The sequence below is a fragment of the Albidovulum salinarum genome (genome assembly GCF_025673475.1).
Lineage (GTDB): Bacteria > Pseudomonadota > Alphaproteobacteria > Rhodobacterales > Rhodobacteraceae > Albidovulum > Albidovulum salinarum.
In genome coordinates this window covers 72,022-90,586 of record NZ_JAOVQO010000017.1, presented here as the reverse complement: position 1 = coordinate 90,586, position 18,565 = coordinate 72,022, and the positions used below count along the sequence as shown (strand labels likewise).

Annotated in this window: 17 protein-coding genes; 7 read left to right on the top strand and 10 right to left on the bottom strand. The window is 68.4% G+C overall.

The window, feature by feature from the left end:
- Nucleotides 1-16 precede the first annotated feature (16 nt).
- From OEZ60_RS17180 to OEZ60_RS17165, 4 genes are all read right to left on the bottom strand, one after another.
- On the bottom strand, nt 17-676 hold the full coding sequence (locus tag OEZ60_RS17180; RefSeq protein WP_263338863.1) for an anti-sigma factor: 660 nt from the start codon (nt 674-676) through the stop codon (nt 17-19).
- Nucleotides 673-1,209 (bottom strand): sigma-70 family RNA polymerase sigma factor, encoded by a 537-nt coding sequence (locus tag OEZ60_RS17175; protein WP_263338860.1) that lies wholly within the window; start codon nt 1,207-1,209, stop codon nt 673-675. The genes OEZ60_RS17180 and OEZ60_RS17175 overlap by 4 nt, the downstream gene beginning before the upstream one ends.
- Nucleotides 1,206-3,242 (bottom strand): ASKHA domain-containing protein, encoded by a 2,037-nt coding sequence (locus OEZ60_RS17170; RefSeq protein ID WP_263338857.1) that lies wholly within the window; start codon nt 3,240-3,242, stop codon nt 1,206-1,208. Before OEZ60_RS17170 ends, OEZ60_RS17175 begins: the two co-directional genes overlap by 4 nt.
- Nucleotides 3,243-3,367: 125 nt before the next feature.
- Complete coding sequence (locus OEZ60_RS17165; RefSeq protein ID WP_263338854.1) at nt 3,368-3,682, bottom strand: hypothetical protein; 315 nt, start codon at nt 3,680-3,682, stop codon at nt 3,368-3,370.
- Nucleotides 3,683-3,856: 174 nt separating this feature from the next.
- On the opposite strand from OEZ60_RS17165, the gene OEZ60_RS17160 reads away from it, so the two are divergent.
- The gene (locus tag OEZ60_RS17160; RefSeq protein WP_263338851.1) at nt 3,857-4,408 is read left to right on the top strand and encodes a cytochrome P460 family protein; all 552 of its coding nucleotides are present in this window, start codon (nt 3,857-3,859) and stop codon (nt 4,406-4,408) included.
- A 34-nt stretch (nt 4,409-4,442) separates the two neighbouring features.
- Here the strand turns inward: OEZ60_RS17160 and OEZ60_RS17155 are convergent, their stop codons facing one another.
- The gene (locus OEZ60_RS17155; protein ID WP_263338848.1) at nt 4,443-5,594 is read right to left on the bottom strand and encodes a CaiB/BaiF CoA transferase family protein; all 1,152 of its coding nucleotides are present in this window, start codon (nt 5,592-5,594) and stop codon (nt 4,443-4,445) included.
- A 197-nt stretch (nt 5,595-5,791) separates the two neighbouring features.
- Here OEZ60_RS17155 and OEZ60_RS17150 point away from each other — a divergent pair, with 197 nt between their 5' ends.
- A complete protein-coding gene (locus OEZ60_RS17150; protein ID WP_263338845.1) occupies nt 5,792-7,015 on the top strand; it encodes an MFS transporter in 1,224 nt (407 codons plus the stop codon).
- Nucleotides 7,016-7,031: 16 nt separating this feature from the next.
- On the opposite strand, the gene OEZ60_RS17145 is transcribed toward OEZ60_RS17150, so the two are convergent.
- Nucleotides 7,032-7,772, bottom strand: coding sequence for a DsbA family protein (locus OEZ60_RS17145; RefSeq protein WP_263338842.1), 741 nt, complete (start codon nt 7,770-7,772; stop codon nt 7,032-7,034).
- A 161-nt stretch (nt 7,773-7,933) separates the two neighbouring features.
- On the opposite strand from OEZ60_RS17145, the gene OEZ60_RS17140 reads away from it, so the two are divergent.
- From OEZ60_RS17140 to OEZ60_RS17120, 5 genes are all read left to right on the top strand, one after another.
- On the top strand, nt 7,934-9,088 hold the full coding sequence (locus tag OEZ60_RS17140) for a pyridoxal phosphate-dependent aminotransferase (RefSeq protein ID WP_263338839.1): 1,155 nt from the start codon (nt 7,934-7,936) through the stop codon (nt 9,086-9,088).
- A complete protein-coding gene (locus OEZ60_RS17135; RefSeq protein ID WP_263338837.1) occupies nt 9,088-10,320 on the top strand; it encodes an N-acetylmuramoyl-L-alanine amidase in 1,233 nt (410 codons plus the stop codon). Before OEZ60_RS17140 ends, OEZ60_RS17135 begins: the two co-directional genes overlap by 1 nt.
- A 102-nt stretch (nt 10,321-10,422) precedes the next feature.
- Nucleotides 10,423-12,978: a penicillin-binding protein 1A gene (locus OEZ60_RS17130; protein WP_263338946.1), complete on the top strand. Its 2,556-nt coding sequence runs from the start codon at nt 10,423-10,425 to the stop codon at nt 12,976-12,978.
- A 175-nt stretch (nt 12,979-13,153) separates the two neighbouring features.
- Nucleotides 13,154-14,278: a peptide chain release factor 2 gene (gene prfB / locus OEZ60_RS17125; protein ID WP_263338944.1), complete on the top strand. Its 1,125-nt coding sequence runs from the start codon at nt 13,154-13,156 to the stop codon at nt 14,276-14,278.
- A 79-nt stretch (nt 14,279-14,357) separates the two neighbouring features.
- On the top strand, nt 14,358-15,137 hold the full coding sequence (locus tag OEZ60_RS17120) for a DUF2189 domain-containing protein (protein ID WP_263338835.1): 780 nt from the start codon (nt 14,358-14,360) through the stop codon (nt 15,135-15,137).
- Nucleotides 15,138-15,197: 60 nt separating this feature from the next.
- Here OEZ60_RS17120 and OEZ60_RS17115 read toward each other — a convergent pair whose 3' ends face one another.
- The 4 genes from OEZ60_RS17115 to OEZ60_RS17100 all read right to left on the bottom strand — a co-directional run bounded on the left by OEZ60_RS17115 (nt 15,198) and on the right by OEZ60_RS17100 (nt 18,480).
- Nucleotides 15,198-15,698: a bactofilin family protein gene (locus OEZ60_RS17115; RefSeq protein ID WP_263338833.1), complete on the bottom strand. Its 501-nt coding sequence runs from the start codon at nt 15,696-15,698 to the stop codon at nt 15,198-15,200.
- Entirely contained in the window at nt 15,688-17,007 is a 1,320-nt protein-coding gene (locus OEZ60_RS17110) for a M23 family metallopeptidase (protein ID WP_263338831.1), read from the bottom strand. The genes OEZ60_RS17115 and OEZ60_RS17110 overlap by 11 nt, the downstream gene beginning before the upstream one ends.
- Nucleotides 17,008-17,179: 172 nt before the next feature.
- On the bottom strand, nt 17,180-18,001 hold the full coding sequence (locus tag OEZ60_RS17105) for a ferritin-like domain-containing protein (RefSeq protein ID WP_263338942.1): 822 nt from the start codon (nt 17,999-18,001) through the stop codon (nt 17,180-17,182).
- Nucleotides 18,002-18,018: 17 nt separating this feature from the next.
- Complete coding sequence (locus OEZ60_RS17100; protein ID WP_263338828.1) at nt 18,019-18,480, bottom strand: peroxiredoxin; 462 nt, start codon at nt 18,478-18,480, stop codon at nt 18,019-18,021.
- Between the last annotated feature and the right edge of the window lie 85 nt (nt 18,481-18,565).

Genomic DNA, 18,565 nt, shown 5'->3' with positions numbered 1-18,565 from the left:
GGTGACCGACCGCCGTTCAACTCCCGCCGATCAGGGCAGAGACGAGGGGCGTGCCGGTCGCGGCGCCTGTCGGCGCGCCGCCCTCGGCTTCGAGCGTGACGGCGAGCGTGGTGCCGGCGGGCAGGGTCGCGATCGGGATCGTCAGGTCGCCCTCGCGAACGAGGCCGATCGAGATCGGCGCTTCGCCCTCGGGGATGAGCCAGAGTTCGTGGTCCTGGCCGGGCGCAGCGGCCGGGCCAGCGCTGCGGGTGATCGTCAGTTCGCCCGCCTCCGGGTCGAAGCGGGCGTCGATGACGAGCGGCTGGTTCTCGCCGGTCAAAGTCACCACGATCGCGGCTGGCGGCCGGGCTGTTGGCAGAACCGTGACGAGGGCGAGCGCGGCAAGCGCGGCCGCGGCGAGAACGCCCCAGAGCCACGGGCGTCGATGCGGCGCCTCGGGCTCCGGAAAGAGCCGCTTCTCGACCGCCTCGAGAAGGCCGGGAGGCGGCATTACCGGCGCGTATCCGGCGTTGAGCGGGGAGAGCCGGTCCCGCCATTCATCGACCAGCCGGGCGAAGTTCGTATCGCTGTCGACCAGCGCCTCCGCCGCGAGCCGTTCGGGCAGGGCGAGCGTGCCGAGGACATATTCGGCTGCAAGCGCCTCGCGTTCGGGCATGTCGCTGGCGGGTTCGTTCATGCCTCCATGCACTCCTTCAGTTTCGCCAGCCCCTGGCGGAGCCAGGACCGCATCGTGTCGAGGGGCACGTCTTGGTGGTGCGCGAGGGCTTCGGTGCTCAACCCGCTGAGATAGGCGCTGCGCAGGGCGGCGGAGCGGGCCGGGTCGATCAGTTCGAGACAATCGGCGAGGCGCCGCGCCGCGCCCTTTGCGGCCGGCGCTTCGGAATCGGGCAGGACTTCGGCACGGTCCGGCGGCGCAGCGCCGTCGGTGGCCCGCGCCGGACGGGCGCGGAGCCGGTCGATGGCATGGTCGCGGGCTATCGCGACGAGCCAGACCATGCCGTCGCCCTTCGACGCATCGAAACGGCGGGCGTCCTGCCAGGCCCGCGCGAACACTTCCTTGAGTGCGTCCACGGCCTCGCTCCGGTTACCAAGGATACGGAGGCAAACCCCGAAGAGTTTGCCTCCGGTCTCGGAGTAAAGCCTACGAAAGCACTCGCGGTCGGCGCGGGCGACGCCCGCGAGCAGTTCGGCGATCGGGTCCGCCGTCATCCTTTCCGGCGGCGTCGGCCGCCTTCGGCGCCCGAGCCCGCGGTGTTGAAGCTGACATCCGGCAGGGTCATGATCGCCGCCAGTTCCGGGAACGGCGCGGTCGCGTGCGGAATCGCGTTGGCGGCCACGAAATGCTCCTGGAAGCGCGGCTCGATCGCCGTCTCGACCTTGTAGATGCGACCGACTTCCTCCTCGATCGCGGCGCGCGAGGCGATGTTGCTCAGCGCGATGCGCGCGCCGGTGCCGGCGGCGTTGCCGGCGGAGGTCACCTTGTCGAGCGGGCAATCGGGTATCATGCCAAGAACCATAGCATGTTTCGGCGAGATATGGGCGCCGAACGCACCGGCGAGCACGACCCGATCGACCTTGTCGATGTTCAGCTCGTCCATGAGGAGCCGCGCGCCCGCATAGAGCGCCGACTTAGCGAGCTGGATCGCGCGGATATCGCCCTGCGTGACCGTGATCAGCGGCCCGCCCGCGGCGGTGCCGTCGTGGAGCACATAGGCGTTGGTCCGCCCGGTCGCGACGCAACGCGCGGTGCCGACCTGCTCGGCCGAGCCGATCAGGCCGCCGGCGTCGAGGATGCCCGCCATCCGCATCTCGGCCACGACCTCAATGATGCCCGAGCCGCAGATGCCGGTGATGCCGGTCTGGGCGGTCGCCTCGGCAAAGCCCTCGTCGGTAGACCAGAGGTCGCAGCCGATGACGCGGAAGCGCGGCTCCTTGGTCGCGGGGTCGATCTCGACCCGCTCGATGGCGCCGGGCGCGGCGCGCTGGCCCGCGCTGATCTGCGCGCCCTCGAAGGCGGGGCCGGTGGGGGAGGAACAGGCGAGGACGCGGTCCTTGTTACCGAGAAGGATCTCGGCATTGGTGCCGACGTCGACGATCAGCACCATGTCCTCGGATTTGTTCGGTTCTTCCGAGAGCGCCACGGCGGCGCAGTCGGCGCCGACATGGCCGGCGATGCAGGGCAGCACATAGACCCGCGCATTGCGGTGGATGGCGGTGAGGTCGAGATCGCGGGCAGCGAGCGACAGGCTCTCGGAGGTCGCGAGCGCGAAGGGCGCCTGGCCGAGCTCCACCGGGTCGATGCCGAGCAACAGGTGGTGCATCACCGGGTTGCAGACGAAAACCGTCTCGACGATCTGGCCCGGATCGACATGCGCCTCGGTGGCGATCGCCTGGGCAAGCCCGTTGATCGCGGTGCGGACGGCATTGGTCATCTCCCGGTCGCCGCCCGGATTCATCATCGCGTAGCTCACCCGGCTCATAAGGTCCTCGCCGAAGCGGATCTGCGGGTTCATGAGGCCCGAGGACGCCAGCACGTTGCCGTTGCGGAGGTCGCACAGATGAGCGGCGATGGTGGTCGACCCGAGGTCGATCGCGAGGCCGTAGAGCCGGCCCTCCCAGAAGCCCGGCCAGATGTCGATGACGCGCGGCTTGTTGCGGTGGTCGCGGTGGATCGCCACCGTGACCTTCCACTCGCCCTTCCTCAGCACCGGCTGCAGCTTGCCGAGAAGGCTCGCATCGGCCTCGAGCCCCTCGATCTGCCACTGGTCGCGCAGCGCGTCGCAGAGCCGCTGGAAGTCGCCCGAGGGTTCGTGCATGTCGGGCTCGACGACCTCGACGTAATAGGCATGGGTCGCCGGATCCATCGTGATGTCCCGCACGGTCGCCGACTTGCGGATCACCTGGCGGTGGACCTGGCTTTCCGGCGGCACGTCGATCACGACGTCGCCGCAGACCTTGGCCTGGCAGCCGAGCCGCCGGCCTTCCTTCAGCCCGCGGATACGGTCGTAGCGGGCCTCGACCTCGTTCCATTCCGACAGCGCGCCCTCGCTCACGGTGACGCCGTGCTTGGGGAATTCGCCATAGCCCGGCGTGATCTGGCATTTCGAGCAGATGCCGCGCCCGCCGCAGACCGAGTCGAGGTCGACGCCGAGCTGTCGCGCGGCCGTCAGGACGGGCGTGCCGGGCGCGAACCGCCCGCGTTTGCCCGAGGGCGTGAAGATCACGAGGGGATCGTCGGTCATGGCTTTCTCCGGATGTCCTGGCGCATTGCCTTTCTAGGCCAGAGCGACGCCAAGGCAAGGCCTGTCCGCGTCAGATGGCGGCTCAACTCCGTCAGAATTGGCGGTTCTGCCGCACGGAGGACCGGTCAGTCGAGATGGGATTGCCAGAGGCAGCGGTCGAAGGCGGTGTAGCGCAATAGCACGTCCGCGCCGTCGGGCGGCACGAGCCGGGTGCAGCCTTCGAGGCTGTCCTCGGTCTCATAGACGCTGACGCGGCCTGACCCGGCACCCTCCGCGCAGAGCCGCCCGCCGGGGTCGAGCCAGGCGATCACACGGATCCCGCCGTCGGTCTCGGCGACGAAGAGCAGCCGGGTCCGGTCGGCATTGGTGACGCAGATATCTGCGCTTACCGGACCGGCGGGGACAATGAGTGCGAAGAGCAGCGCAAGGGCGAGGTGCATCGGTTCGACCTCCGCGGGCATTCTCCGCCTGCAACACGCCCCTGTCGATGCACGATCGCTCACGAGGCCGTGGCCGGTCACGCGATCGTGCCGATGGGTCACCGCGGCTTGAACCGCCGTGAAAAGGGTCTCGGCTACTCTTGGGGAACGCGAAACCGGACCTGGGAGGGAAGCATGAGACACATTATCACGACCGCCGCGGCAGCGGCCTTCGCGGCGACCGGCGCAGCGGCGCAGGACGCCCCCTTCGGCAGCGAGGAGGATGCGGCCTACGCGGCGCTTCTCTGGGACGTGATGGTGGCCGAGCGGCTTGTCGGCGACAACGCGATCATGGCCTTCCCCTATGAGGGCACCGATCCCCACGGCATGATGCTCGAGACCTTCTACACCCGCGCGACGGTCGATGGCCACGACGGCAGGCTGATCGTCAAGCGCAACTACGGCCCCGCAGGCGTGAGCGTCGACGAGGTGCTCGGCGATCCGTCCGGTCATCTCGGCGCCGTCACCGTGATGTTCCAGCGCGCCGAGGGCTATGACGACGAGACCGGAAACTGGTTCTGGGTCAAGTACCTGCCCGATGGTTCGCTCGACAAGAACCCTGCGGGGATGCAGTTGGCCGGGCTCGTCGGCAAGGGCGCGGATGCCGGCTGCATCGCCTGCCACATGGGCGCGGGCGGCGAGGACATGATCTTCACCACCGATGCCGACGTGGCGATGATGAAGTGACGCGCGGCCGCCCGAGCGAGCGGCGGCCTCGGTCTCAGTCCCTTTCGAGCCAGTCCAGAACCGCCGCCCGGTCACCGTCCAGCGTCGGGGCCGGCCCGCGCGGAGCAGGATCGGCGAGTCCGGTCATCTTGATCGGGTTGCCGGCGGCGGTGAAGGCGGCACCGCCGGGGCGGGCCGGAACCTCGGTCACCATGTGACGGGCGAGAAGCTGCGGATCGGTGAGCACCTCGGCCATGTTCTGGACCTGGCCGGTCGGCACGCCCGCCGCCTCCAGCGCCGCGATCCAGTGGGCGCGGGGGCGGTCGAGCGTCACCGCCTCGATCAGGCGCTTGAGGAGATGCACGTTCTCGCAGCGGGCCGCGTTGCTCGCGAAGCGCGGATCGGCGGGCAGGTCGTCGAGCCCGAGGGCGGCGCAGAGCTTGGTGAAGAGCGCGTCGTTGCCAGCAGCGATGACGAAGAAGCCGTCGGCGGCGCGGTAGGTGGAGAACGGCGTGATCGTCGGGTGCCGCGCGCCGGTCGGGCCGGGTGGATTACCCGAGACGGAGGTGATCGCGACCGCGTGCTCCATGATCGCGAGCTGGGCGTCGAGCATCGAGATGTCGACCTTGGCACCCCGTCCGTCGCGGTCGCGGCGCAGCAGCGCGGCAAGCACCCCCTGCACCAGGTACATCCCCGCGACGATATCGCCGATCGATGCGCCGACGCGCACCGGCGGCCCGCCTTCCTCGCCGGTGATCGACATCACCCCGCCGCGCGCTTGCACCACCATGTCATACGCGGGTTTTCCGGCCTCCGGCCCGGTATGGCCGAAACCCGACACCGCGCCGTAGATCAACCGCGGGAAACGCGCCGACAGCGTGTCCCAGCCATAGCCGAGCTTTTCCATCGTGCCGGGGCGGTAGTTTTCCAGGATCACGTCGGCGCGGGCGAGGAGACGCTCGAAGATCGCCCGGTCGGCCCCGGCCTTGAGGTCGAGCGCGATAGAGAGCTTGCCGTGGTTGAGCCCGGCGAAATAGGCGCTTTCCTCGCCCTTGAACGGCGGAAAGGCGCGGGTGTCGTCGCCGGTGCCGGGCCGTTCGACCTTGATCACATGGGCGCCGAGATCGCCGAGCGTCGCCGTGGCGAAGGGGCCGGCGAGAACATGGGTCAGGTCGAGGACGGTGATGCTGTCGAGGGGGGCGGTCATGGCGGGATCCTGTCGCAGCTGCATTCCCCTTGGACCAGCCACCCGCACCGGACGCCATGATCTGTGTCAGTTGCGGGGCGGCGGCGGAAGTCGCGATCCGGCCGGCGGAGGGCGCGAATGGTAAAGGATTCGCGCCCGCCCGCGCCAATGATCGCGCTCGCCGGACCGTTCCGGTCTTCAGAGTCGAGATTTCGAGAATGCACGGAAATTCAAGCGCCTGCGGCGCAGATGCCCGCGTGAAGCTCCTCGACTACCGCCTCGTCGCGCCGGGGGTCTGCATTGTGGCCACGAGCTACGGGCTCGCGCGCTATGCCTACGGGCTGTTCCTGCCGGTGTTCCGCGAGGTCTTCGATCTCTCCGACCGCCTGCTCGCACTGACGGCGGCGGCCTCCTATGCGAGCTATTTCCTGATCACGCTGGCGGGCATCTACCTTTCCACCCGCGTCGGGCCGCGCCTCTCGGTCCTGCTTGGCGGGCTCGCGGCGGCGCTCGGCATGGCGCTCATCGCCGGTGCCACGGCGCCCTGGATGCTGATCCTCGGCGTGACCGTCGCGGGCGTGAGCCCCGGCCTCGCCTATACACCGTTTTCAGAGATCATCGTCACGCTCGTAACGGCGCCGCGCCGGAAGGGGATCTACTCGGTCATCAATTCCGGCACGAGCCTCGGCGTGATGCTGAGCGGGCCGGTGGCGATCCTGCTGGGCGAGAGCTGGCGCATGGCCTGGGCGATCTTCGCGGGCTTCGGGCTTCTTTCCACGCTCTGGTGCGTGGCGATCCTGCCGCCGGTCGCGGCGCGCAATGCCGGTGGATTCGGCCAGCTGGACTGGCGCTGGATGACCACGGGAGGGCGCGGGCGGCTCTTTGCCGTCGCCTTCCTGATCGGCATCGCCACCTCGATCTACTGGGCCTTCTCGGTCGATCTGGTAACGGCGGGCCGGACCACCATCGTGCTTGCCGGCCACCGGCTCGATCCGGCGACCTTCGGTCAGGTATTCTGGAGCCTCGTCGGCCTCGCGGGCTTCGCCGGCGCCTTCGCTGGCCGGATCGTCGGCCGCATCGGCCCGATCCGGTCGCTTGCCGTCTTCCAGGCGGGGATCGCGGTGGCGACGCTCATGCTGGCGGCCGGGCAGGGGCCGGTGGCGGTTCTCGGCTCGGGACTCGTCTTCGGCGGCTTCTTCGTGTTCATGGCCGCGACGCTCGGGATGTGGAGCCTCGACCTCTCGGCCGAAGCGCCGGCGGTCGGCTTCGGGCTCACCTTCCTCCTGCTGTCGGCCGGGCAGTTCGTCGGGCCGATGCTCGTGGGGCTGATGATCGGCTGGGTGCCGCTGCCCGCGCTCTTCGTCCTCGCGGGCGGCGCCTCGCTCGCCGTGCTGGCGCTGCTGCCGCGCCGGTCCGTTCCGGCTCTGGCGGAAGGGGCCTGAGCCTGCGACTGAGCCTTCAGCCGCGTTCCTCGGCGACGATCGCCTGCATGGTCGCGAGCGGCGCGTAGCCGCGCAGCATCTGGCCGCCCATGACGAAGGTGGGCGTGCCCGAGATCTGCATGCGCTGGGCGAGGAGGTGGTTCTCCTCGATCACCTTGGTCACCTCCGGCGCGTTCATTCGCTCGAGCACCGGGGCCGGGTCGAAGCCAAGCTCGTCGGCGAAGGATTCCAGCGTCGCCTCGGTCACGTCACCCCGGAAGCTCTCGTAGAAGCCCGCGTTGATCTTCTGGTAGACCTCCTCGCCATGCGTCTGGAGCGCGGCGATGGCGAAACGCGAGGCGATCATCGACTGTTCGCCGAGGATCGGGAATTCCTTGACGATGTAGCGGATGTCGCCGTCCGAGGAGATCAGCTCTGCCACCTCGGCGTGGGCCTTGCGGCAGTAGCCGCAGCGGTAGTCGATGAACTCGACGACGGTCAGGCTGCCTTCGGGGTTGCCGCCGACAAAGGAATGGCCGTCGGCGAAGAGATCACTCTCGTTGGCCTTGACGAGCGCGAGATCCTGGTTCGCGGCGGCTTCCGCCTGGCGCGACTGCAGGACGTCGATCGCCTCGGAGAGAACCTCGGGGTGTTCGAGCAGGTAGGATCGGACCTCGGCGCGGAACGCCTCACGTTCGGCATCGCTCATCGACGAGACGTCGAAGGCGGCGGCGGGGGTGGCGAGAGTGGCGGCGAGCACCAGCGGGGCGAGTTTCATGCACGATTCCTCAATGTGGGCGCGGTTCCGCCGCGCCCGGTCGCGTCTCTGGTCTCGCCCTTTCCGGCCCCGGACGCAACCCCGGCGCCTTGGGGCATTGACGTCGAGCGCCGGGGCTGGAATGAACGGACCCGGTTCCGGGCCAAGATAGAGAGGGGCAGATGCGCTTATCAAGCCGTGCCGTGGTCGATCCCTTCATTGTGATGGACGTGATGGAGGCCGCACGCGCCGAAGAGGCGGCGGGCCGCCACGTCATCCACATGGAGGTCGGCCAGCCCTCGACCCCTGCGCCGGAGGGTGCCCGCGCCGCGCTCGCCGCCGCGATGGAGCGCGACGCGCTCGGCTACACCGTGGCGCTCGGCCTTCCGGCGCTGCGCGAGGGCATCGCGCGGCTCTACAGGCGCTGGTACGGGGTCGAGCTCGATCCCGCCCGCGTCGTGGTGACGGCGGGCTCCTCGGCCGCGTTCCTCCTCGCCTTCACCGCGCTCTTCGACGCGGGCGAGAGGGTGGCGCTCGGCGCGCCCGGCTATCCCTCCTACCGGCAGATCCTCAAGGCGCTGAGCCTGAAGCCCGTCGATCTCGAGACCCGGCCCGAGGATCGCTACCAGCCGCGGGCCGAGGACATTCCCGACGACATCAAGGGGCTGATCGTCGCCTCGCCGGCGAATCCCTCGGGAACGATGCTCGACCGCGCCGGACTCGCCAAACTCATCGAGGCCGCCCATGCGAAGGGCGTCGCCTTCGTCTCGGACGAGATCTATCACGGGCTCCACTACGAGGGGCGCGCCGTATCGGCGCTGGAGATCTCGGACGACGTCTATGTGATCAACTCCTTTTCCAAGTATTTCTCGATGACCGGCTGGCGGATCGGCTGGATGGTCGTGCCGCCCGACCATGTCCGCACCGTGGAGCGGCTGGCCCAGAACATGTTCATCTGCCCGCCCCATGCCAGCCAGGTCGCCGCCCTTGCCGCGCTCGACTGCGAGCCGGAACTGGAGGCCAACCGCGCGGTCTATGCCGAGAACCGGCGGCTGATGCTGGAAGGGCTGCCGAAGGCCGGGTTCACGAAGATCGCACCGCCGGACGGGGCGTTCTACATCTATGCCGATGTCACCGACCTGACCGACGACAGCCTCGGCTTCGCCGCCGAGATCCTGCGGGAGGCCGGCGTCGCGGTGACGCCGGGGCTCGACTTCGACCCGGCACGCGGGGAGCGGACACTGCGCTTCTCCTACGCGCGCTCGACCGCCGATATCCGCGAGGGGCTGGCGCGGCTGCAGGCCTTCATGGCGACGCGGCGCGGGGACCGGGCCTGATGGTCGGCCATGGGGTCCGGGCGGCGCTCGCCGGGGCGCTTTGTGCCGTCGCGGCGTTCGCGGCGCAGGCCGAGGAGCCCGCGTCGCTGGCAAAGCTCGACCCCGCCGCGTCGCGCGTGGCCGACGAGGGCGCAGGCGTGGCGCTCGATCTCGCGATCAGCGAGCCGGTGCCCTACCGGGCCTTCCTCCTCGCCGAACCGCCGCGGCTGGTGCTCGATTTCGCCGAGGTCGATTTCGCGGCGGCGCGGCCCGCGGAACTCGACAGCGCCGCGCGGGTGACCGAACTTGGCTGGGGACCGATCCGCGCGGGCTGGTCGCGGCTCGTGGCCGAGCTTGACGGCCCCTACAGGATCGCCAGCGCCGAGGAACGGATCGCGGGCGACCGCAGCGCGGCGATCCGGGTGCGGCTGGAACCGGTGCCGGTGGCCGAGTTCGCGGTGCTTACGGCGGGCGGTGTGCCCGAGGGCGCGCGCTGGGCGGATCCGGCGCCCGTGCCCCAGGGCGCGCCGAAACGGCGCCAGACCGGCGAGGCGCCGTTGATCGTGGTGCTCGACCCCGGCCATGGCGGCATCGACCCCGGGGCCGAGGTGGGCAAGATCCTCGAAGCCGATGTGACGCTGTCCTTCGCGCAGGAACTGGCCGAGCGGCTGCGGCACGAGGGAATGACCGTGGTGCTGACCCGCGAGGCCGACGACTTCGTTCCGCTGGAAGCGCGGATCAGCGCGGCGCGCGCGGCCTCGGCGGACGTGTTCCTGTCGCTCCATGCCGACGCGCTGGCCGAGGGCGAGGCGATCGGCGCCACGGTCTACCTGCTGGCCGAGGAGGCGAGCGACGCGGCTTCGGCGAAGCTCGCCGAACGCCATGACCGGGCCGACCTCCTGGCCGGGGTGGACCTGAGCGGCCAGGACGACGTCGTGGCCTCGGTGATGATGGACATGGCGCGCGCCGAGACCCGGCCGCGCACCGAGCGTCTGGCGCGCGAACTGGCCGCGTCGATCAGCGCCACAGGCGGCAGGATGCACCGCCACCCGATCCAGGAGGCTGAGTTCTCGGTGCTGAAATCGGCCGACATTCCCTCGGTGCTGCTGGAACTCGGTTTCCTGTCCTCCGAGGGCGACCGCAGGCGGCTTGCCGATCCGGTCTGGCGTGCGGCGATGCAGGAGGCGATTCTGGCTGCGCTCAACGACTGGGCCGTCGCCGATGCCGCGGAGGCGCGGCTGATCCGGCGATGACCTTGCGGCAAGGGGCCGCCGGGAACGGGGGCGGGGCGGAAGTTGTTTTGACCGTCCGGCGCTGGCGCTGTATAGACGGCCCGTTCAGAAATGGGGTTCCCTTTGATCCGGTTCATCCTGTCATTCTTCGGCGGCTTCTTCAGCTGGCTCGTCACCGGCGCGGTCTTTGCCGCGTTGTCGATCGGGGCGGTGTTCTGGATGTACGGCCGCGACCTGCCGGATCACGAATACCTCGCGCAGTACACGCCGAAGACGATCAGCCGGATCTATTCCGGCGAGGGGCGGCTGATGGACGAGTTCGCCACCGAGCGGCGGATCTTCGCGCCGGTCGAGGAAATCCCGGATATCGTCAAAGAGGCCTTCATCTCCGCCGAGGACAAGAATTTCTACACCCACAAGGGTTTTGACGCGCGCGGCATGGCCGGCGCGCTCTGGGATGCGATCCGCACGCGCGGAAAGACCCTGCGCGGCGCCTCGACGATCCCGCAGCAGGTGGCGAAGAATTTCCTTCTGGGCGGTGAGCGCACCGCCGAGCGCAAGGTCAAGGAACTGATCCTCGCCACCCGGCTCGTCGATACGCTGCCCAAGGACAAGATCCTCGAGCTCTATCTCAACGAGATCGACCTCGGCTTCCTCTCCTTCGGCGTCGCCTCGGCATCGCAGACCTATTTCAACAAGACGCTCGCGGAGCTGACGCCCGGAGAGGCGGCCTATCTCGCTGCACTGCCAAAGGCGCCCTACAGCTATCATCCGGTGAAGAACAAGGATGCCGCGATCGAGCGGCGCAACTACGTCCTGCGGGAGATGTTCCAGAACGGATACATCGACCGGGCGACACTCGATGAAGAGGCGGCGGCCCCGCTCAAGACGGTCCAGGCGGGCGACTATCCGTCGTTCAAGGGCGGCCTGCCGCCGCGCGACTACTTCACCGACGAGATCCGCCGCCAGCTCTCCAAGAGTTTCGGTGAGGCGGAGTTCTTCGGCGGCGGCCTGACCATCCGTGCCACCGTCGATCCCGAGATGCAGGGCCAGGCGGCGGTCGCGCTGCAGGAGGCGCTCGAAAGCTTCGACCGGCGGCAGGGGATCTGGCGCGGCACCCGCAAGGTGCTCAAGCCGGAGGAGCTGGAGAGCGAAGCGGCCTGGCGCGCCGCGCTGGCGGCGGTCGACGTGCCGCGCGACGTGGAGGGCTGGCTGCCGGCGGTGGTGCTCGAGGTCGGCGAAAGCGCCGCGCGGATCGGCATCGAGGGGGTCTCGGACGACGAGGACGGCCACTGGATTCCCGCCGAGGACGTGACCTGGGCGAAGAAGCGCCAGGCCGACGGCCGACTCGGGCCCAAGGCGAAGGTCGCGGGCGATCTCGTCTCGAAGGGCGACGTGGTGCTGGTCGCGGCCCTCGCAAAGGACGACGGCTCGTTCCAGCGCTGGTCGCTGCGCCAGGTGCCGCAAGTGCAGGGCGGCTTCATGGCGATGGACGTCAATACCGGCCGCGTGCTCGCGATGCAGGGCGGGTTCTCCTACCAGTCCTCGGTCTTCAACCGCGCGACCCAGGCGCAGCGCCAACCGGGGTCGGCGTTCAAGCCCTTCGTCTATGCCGCGGCACTGGATTCGGGCTTCTCGCCCGCGACGATCGTGGTCGACGCGCCGATCGAAGTGAACACGCCGCAGGGGCTCTGGCGGCCGAAGAACGCCTCGAACAAGTATTACGGCCCGACCCCGATGCGGACCGGGATCGAGCAGTCGCGGAACCTGATGACCGTCCGGATCGCCCAGGAGGTCGGCATGGACACGGTCGCGGGCTATGCCGAGCGGTTCGGCGTGTATGACCGGCTCTCTCCCTATCTCGCCAACGCGCTCGGCTCGCAGGAGACGACGCTGTTCAAGATGGTTGCGGCCTACGCGATGTTCGCCAATGGCGGCGAGCGGGTCGAGCCGACGCTGGTCGACCGGGTGCAGGACCGCTGGGGCCGCACGATCTACCGCCACGACCAGCGCCAGTGCGACGATTGCCGGCTCGCGAGTCTCGATCCCGGCGCCGCGCCGCGGATCGTGTCAAACCGCGAGCGGGTGATGGACGCGGTGACCGCCTACCAGCTCACCTCGATGCTGCAGGGCGTCGTGCAGCGCGGATCGGGCTCGGGGGTGCATTTGCCGGCGCCGGTCGGCGGCAAGACCGGCACCACGAACGACGCCAAGGATGTCTGGTTCATCGGCTTCACGTCGAACATCGTCGCGGGTTGCTACATGGGCTATGACCAGCCGCGCACGCTCGGCCAGGGTGCCTATGGCGGTACGCTCTGCGTGCCGGTCTTCAACGCCTTCATGGAAGAGGCGGTGAAGAAATACGGCGGTACGGAGTTCAAGGTTCCGCCGGGCGGGCATTTCATCAACATCAACCGCTTCACCGGCGAGCGGCTGCCGGATGGCGTCGGCGGCGACTTCGCGCAGGCCGAGTTCTTCCGCGACGGCGCGATCCCGATCTTCGGTCTCGGCGCGATGGTCGACGGCGGTTTCGCGATGGGCCAGAATCTGCCGCTCTATGCCTATGGCGAGGTTGGCGGGGACGAGGGCGGCACCACGGTCACCACCTCGACCGGGCAGAAGAAGGTGATCCCGAAGAAGGCCGATTTCGGCACCCTGAGTTCGGGCGGGCTTTACTGATCTGCGGCGGATGCAACGGGGGCTGTCTGCCCCCGTCGTCCATTGGGCTCGAACCAATGGCGCACCAATGGACGCCCCCGAGGAGACTTGAGGCAAGATGAAGGGGATGGCCGCCCTTGCCGGGGGCGGGCGGCTCGGCTATCACGCCGGACGAACGAACGGAAGGACGACGGCCATGCGCGCCGAGATGGAAAACATTGTCGCGGCGATCGGAAAGTCGCTGAAGCTCCTCGGCCAGCGGATGGACTGGGAGACGGCACCGCACCGGCTCGAGGAATTCAACGCGATGATCGAGGACGGCGACCTGTGGTCGGATCCGGCGCGGGCGCAGAAGCTCATGCGCGAGCGGCAGATGCTGATGGACGCGGTCGAGACCTATCGCCGGATCGAGCGCGAGCTCAACGACAATGTCGAACTGATCGAGCTTGGCGAGATGGAGGGCGACAAGGACATCGTCGCCGAGGCCGAGGCGTCCCTGAAGGCGCTGAAGGAGGTCGCGGCGGCGAAGGAGCTCGAGGCGCTTCTCGACGGCGAGGCGGACGGCAACGACACCTTCCTCGAGATCAACGCCGGCGCCGGAGGCACCGAGGCCTGTGACTGGGCGCAGATGCTGCAGCGGATGTATGTCCGCTGGGCCGAGAAGCGCGGCTACACCGTCGAGCTGCAGTCCGAGGAACCGGGCGCCGAGGCCGGGACCAAGTCATGCGCCTACAAGATCTCCGGGCCGAACGCCTACGGCTGGCTGAAATCGGAAAGCGGCGTTCATCGGCTCGTGCGGATCTCGCCCTTTGGCAAGGGCACGCGTGAAACCTCCTTCGCGAGCGTCTGGGTCTACCCCGTCGTCGACGACAATATCGAGATCGAGGTGGCCCCTAACGACATCCGCATCGACACCTACCGCTCCTCGGGCGCGGGCGGCCAGCACGTCAACACCACCGACTCGGCGGTGCGGATCACCCACCTGCCGACAGGGATCGTCGTGACCTCGTCGGAGAAGTCGCAGCACCAGAACCGCGACATCGCGATGAAGGCGCTGAAGTCGCGGCTCTACCAGATGGAGCTCGACAAGCGCAACGCCGACATCAACGCCGCGCACGAGGCCAAGGGCAGCGCGGGCTGGGGCAACCAGATCCGTTCTTACGTGCTGCAGCCCTACCAGATGGTGAAGGACCTGCGCACCGGGCACGAGACCTCGGACACGCAAGGGGTGCTCGACGGCGATCTCGACGCCTTCATGGCGGCGACGCTGGCCATGGATGTCGCGGGCAAGAGCCGCGCCGAGGCCCGCGCCGAGGATTAAGCCCCGGCATCAAACACTTGCCAGACTCTGGCCGGGTGGCCTAGCCTTTCTCTCAGGGCGAGAGAGAGGAGGCGGAGACATGGAACAGGTGGAACGCGGACCAGATCCTCTGCCGGAGATTCGGCTGGTCGAACGGTCGGATATCGGCGCGGTTCTCAGGCTCGGGCTCAAGGATTTCCTGCGTGCGCCGCATTTCGGGTTGTTCTTCAGCGCGGTCTATGTCGCAGGCGGGCTCCTGCTCTACTACGTCTACGCTCTCGCGGGGCAGCAGTGGTGGCTGGCGCCGGTCGCCGTCGGCTTCCCGCTTCTCGCGCCCTTCGCGGCGGTCGGACTTTACGAGGTGAGCCGCCGCATCGAAGCGGGTGAGCCGCTTGCCTGGGGCGAGGTGCTCGGCGTGGTCTTCGCCCAGAAGGACCGCCAGATCCCGGCGATGGCGGCGGTGATCATCGTGATCTTCCTCTTTTGGGTCTTCGTGGCGCATGCACTTTTCGCGCTCTTCATGGGGCTCAGGGCGTTCACCTCCGGGCTCGATCCCATGAGCCTGTTCCTCGAGGGCAACGGTCCGGTGATGCTCCTGATCGGCGGCGCGATTGGCGCGGCCTTCGCTTCGGTTCTCTTCGCGATCACCGCAGCGGGTTTGCCGCTGCTTCTGGAGAAGGAGATCGACTTTGTCACGGCGATGGTGCATTCGGCGAAGGCGGTGATGGCCAATGCGCCGGTCATGGCGATCTGGGGATGCGTGATCGCGGCGCTGGTTTTCGTCGGGATGCTGCCGCTGTTCCTGGGATTGTTCATCGTCCTGCCGGTGCTCGGTCACGCGACCTGGCACATGTACCGGCGCCTGATGGCGGCGCGCTGAGACGCAAACGAAAAGGGCATCCCGCGGGGATGCCCTCGTGGAACCAGCCGATCGGCCGCGTCAGCTCGCCGTGGCGGGTGCCGGCTTCGGCGCTGCGGGCTTCGACGAACCCTGGGCGAGCGGGTCTTCCTGGCGCTGGACCGAGCCTTCGAAATGAGCGCCCGACTCGATCGCGATCGTCTTGTGGATGATGTCGCCCTCGACCCGTGCGGTGGAGGTGAGCCGCACCTTCAGCCCGCGAACCCGGCCGATCACGCGACCGTTCACCACGATGTCGTCGGCGACGATCTCGCCCTTGATCGTGGCGCTTTCGCCGACGGTCAGGAGATGGGCACGGATGTCGCCATCGACCACGCCTTCGACCTGGATGTCGCCGGTGGTCTTGATGTTGCCGGTGATCGTGAGGTCCGAGGACAGGACCGATGCCGGCGGCTTCGCCTTGGGCGTGCTCGCCGAATAGTCGAAGGCAGGCTTGGTCGCTGCGGGCTCGGGGGCCTTGGGCTGTTCGGTCTCGGTGCCCGCTTTCGGTCCGGGCTCGTTGATCCTGCTTTTAGAAAACATTGTTTGCTGCCTTGATATACGTCATCGGATTGATCGCCTTCCCGTTCACGCGCACTTCATAGTGCAGATGCGTCCCGGTTGAGCGGCCGGTATTCCCCATATCACCGATCCTGTCCCCGCGCGAGACCTTTTGCCCCACGTTCACGCGGACTTTCGACATATGGCCGTAGCGGGTTTCGATACCGAATTCGTGGCGGATCTTGACGAGGTTGCCGTAGCCGGATTCCCAGCCGGCATGGATCACGGTGCCGTCGGCGGTGGCGAGGATCGGCGAGCCGTGCGCGCCTGCGAGATCGGTGCCCTCGTGCATCCGCCCCCAGCGGCGTCCAAAGCCCGATGTGTAGCGATAGGAGGTCTTGAGCGGCATCGCGAAAGGCGCCTTTTCCACCGCGATCCGGTAGAGGTTCATCCGGTCGAGCCCTTCGAGGATCTTTGCCGCACGCGCGGCATCGGCGTCGCCGCCCGGTATCGCCGCCGGGGCGAGCGGCCCGAGCGGACCGCCGAGGCCGGAATAGCCGCGACGGACCTTTTCGATCAGCTCCTCCGGATCGAGCCCGGCAGAGGAGAACATCTTGTCCAGCGGCTCCATCGAGACGGTCACCGCCTCTTCAAGCTGGGCGAAGATCTCGTTGTTGCGCTGCTCGAGCAGTTTCAGCTCGAAGGCGATCTCGTCGGCCTCGTCCTTCGCGTCGAGGGCTTTCTGGGCCATCTCGTCGCGCTCGGTCGCGGTGCGGTCGAGGGCGGCGGTGACGAAATCGAGCGTCTCGGTCACGTCCTCGCCGCGCAGGCCACCGGCGGGCGCGAGGGCAGGGCCTTCCGAAGCGGCCGCGGCCAGTTCCGTGATCTTGCCGCGCGCCGCGTCACGCTCGGTCATGGTGCGGCGCAGCGTGGCCTGGATCACGCCGATGCCGGTTTCAAGCTCCTTGCGGCGCTCCTCGGAGGCGAGAAGGGCGGACTGCATCGCGGAAACCTGGCCAAGGGCCACCGCGAAACGCTCCTGCGCGGCGGCGGCTTCCTCGGCGCGCTTGTCGCGTTCGGTCGAGAGCGCGTCGAGCCGGGTCTCGTAGTTGGCCTGCTCGCGGCGCGACTGTTCGCGGGCGCTGCCCGAACCGATCGAATCCATCAAGAGGACGGCGGTCGCGACGATCGACCAGGCGAGAACCAGCGCCATGCCGGACAGAGCCACCGCCTGGGTGACCGGTTTCAGGCGAATGAAGCGGGTTTCGGTATCGGAACGCAGGAACAGGCGCTGTTCCGGCAGGCGGCGTTCAATTGCCGCGTGCATGCGGCCGAGTAGACGTGCTGGCAATCCTGTCCCCGTTGATTGGCTCATCCAGAGAGCGTGCCCCATCCCCTAATGGCGCTTGGGCAGGGCCTTACCAATCGGGTGGCCGTGCCGCAACTTCTTTGGCCCTGTGCGGGCGGGCATCGGCCGGAACCCGCCGGAATCGGCAAGAAATCGCCGATATCGCCGCGCGATATCAGCGAAATCCGGCGGTGCCCGGCGCGTCTTTGACCTCATCGGCGAGCGGCCAGTAGAAGTCGGGCGGCAGTCCCGCCTCGGCCCGCTTTTCCTCGTTGAAGGGCGGCTTCAGCGCGCCGTGGAAGTATCTGCGCACGAGGCCGTGGAAGACCTCCTTGGGATCGAGCCCGTCGCGGCCACAGAGCCAGTTGAACCATTTCACGCCATAGGCGACATGGCCGACCTCCTCGGCATAGATCACGCGCAGGGCCTCGGTCGCGGCAGTCTCGCCCGCGCGCCCGAAGATCTCGATCATGCCCGGCGTCACGTCGAGCCCGCGCGCCTCAAGGACCATCGGCACCACCGCGAGCCGGCCCAGAAGGTCCTCCGCCGTGTCTTCCGCCGCGCGCCACATGAAGGCATGGGCGGGAAGCGCGCCGTAGTGACTGCCCCAGCTTTCGAGGCAGTCGCAGAGGAGGTTGAAATGCTTGGACTCCTCGTCGGCAGACTTCACCCAGTCGTCGTAAAAGCCCATCGGCATCGGCACATGCGTAAAGCGGGCGATGATGTCCCAGTGCAGGTCCACGGCGTTGAGTTCGATATGCGCCAGCGCGTGCAGGAGCGCGATCCGGCCCTGTGCGGTTCCGGTGCGGCGGCGCGGCACCTCGCGCGGCGGCAGGAGCTCAGGCTTGTCGGGCCGCGCCGGGCGCATCGGCGGTTCGGCCCGGCCCACGGCGAGCGGGCTGCCGGCCGCGCGGGCCTCGCGCCAGCGCGCGGCATGGGCGTGCGAGAGCGCGGTCTTGGCGCGCCCGTCCGCGGTGGTCAGCACCTCCACCGCCATCTCGGCCAGCGCTAGCGTCACAGCGCGCGCGCCGCGTCGAGAACCTCGGCCGCGTGGCCGTCGACCTTCACCTTGCGCCAGATCCGGGCAATGCGTCCGGTCCCGTCGATGAGAAACGTCGCGCGCTCGATCCCCATGTACTTGCGGCCGTACATCGCCTTCTCGACCCAGACGCCGTAGCTTTCGCAGGTGTCGCCCGCCTCGTCCGAGGCGAGGATCACGCCGAGCCCGTGCTTGGCGCAGAACCTTTCGTGCTTCTTCACGCTGTCCTTGGATATGCCGATGACGACCGCACCGGCGGCATCGAACTCGTCGGCGAGGCGGGTGAAATCGAGCGCCTCGGTCGTGCAGCCCGGAGTGTCGTCCTTGGGGTAGAAGTAGAGCACGGTCTTTCTCGGCGCGATGCCCGAAAGTGTGACCGTGCCGCCGCCGGTGCGGGGCAGGGTGAAATCCGGGGCCTGGTCTGAGGGCGCGAGCATGGGCGTGCTATCCTTTGCCGGTACGTTCGGGCTTCTGTTTTACTTCGCTTTCGTGAAAGATAAAGGGAGCCCCGGAAGCGGGCCG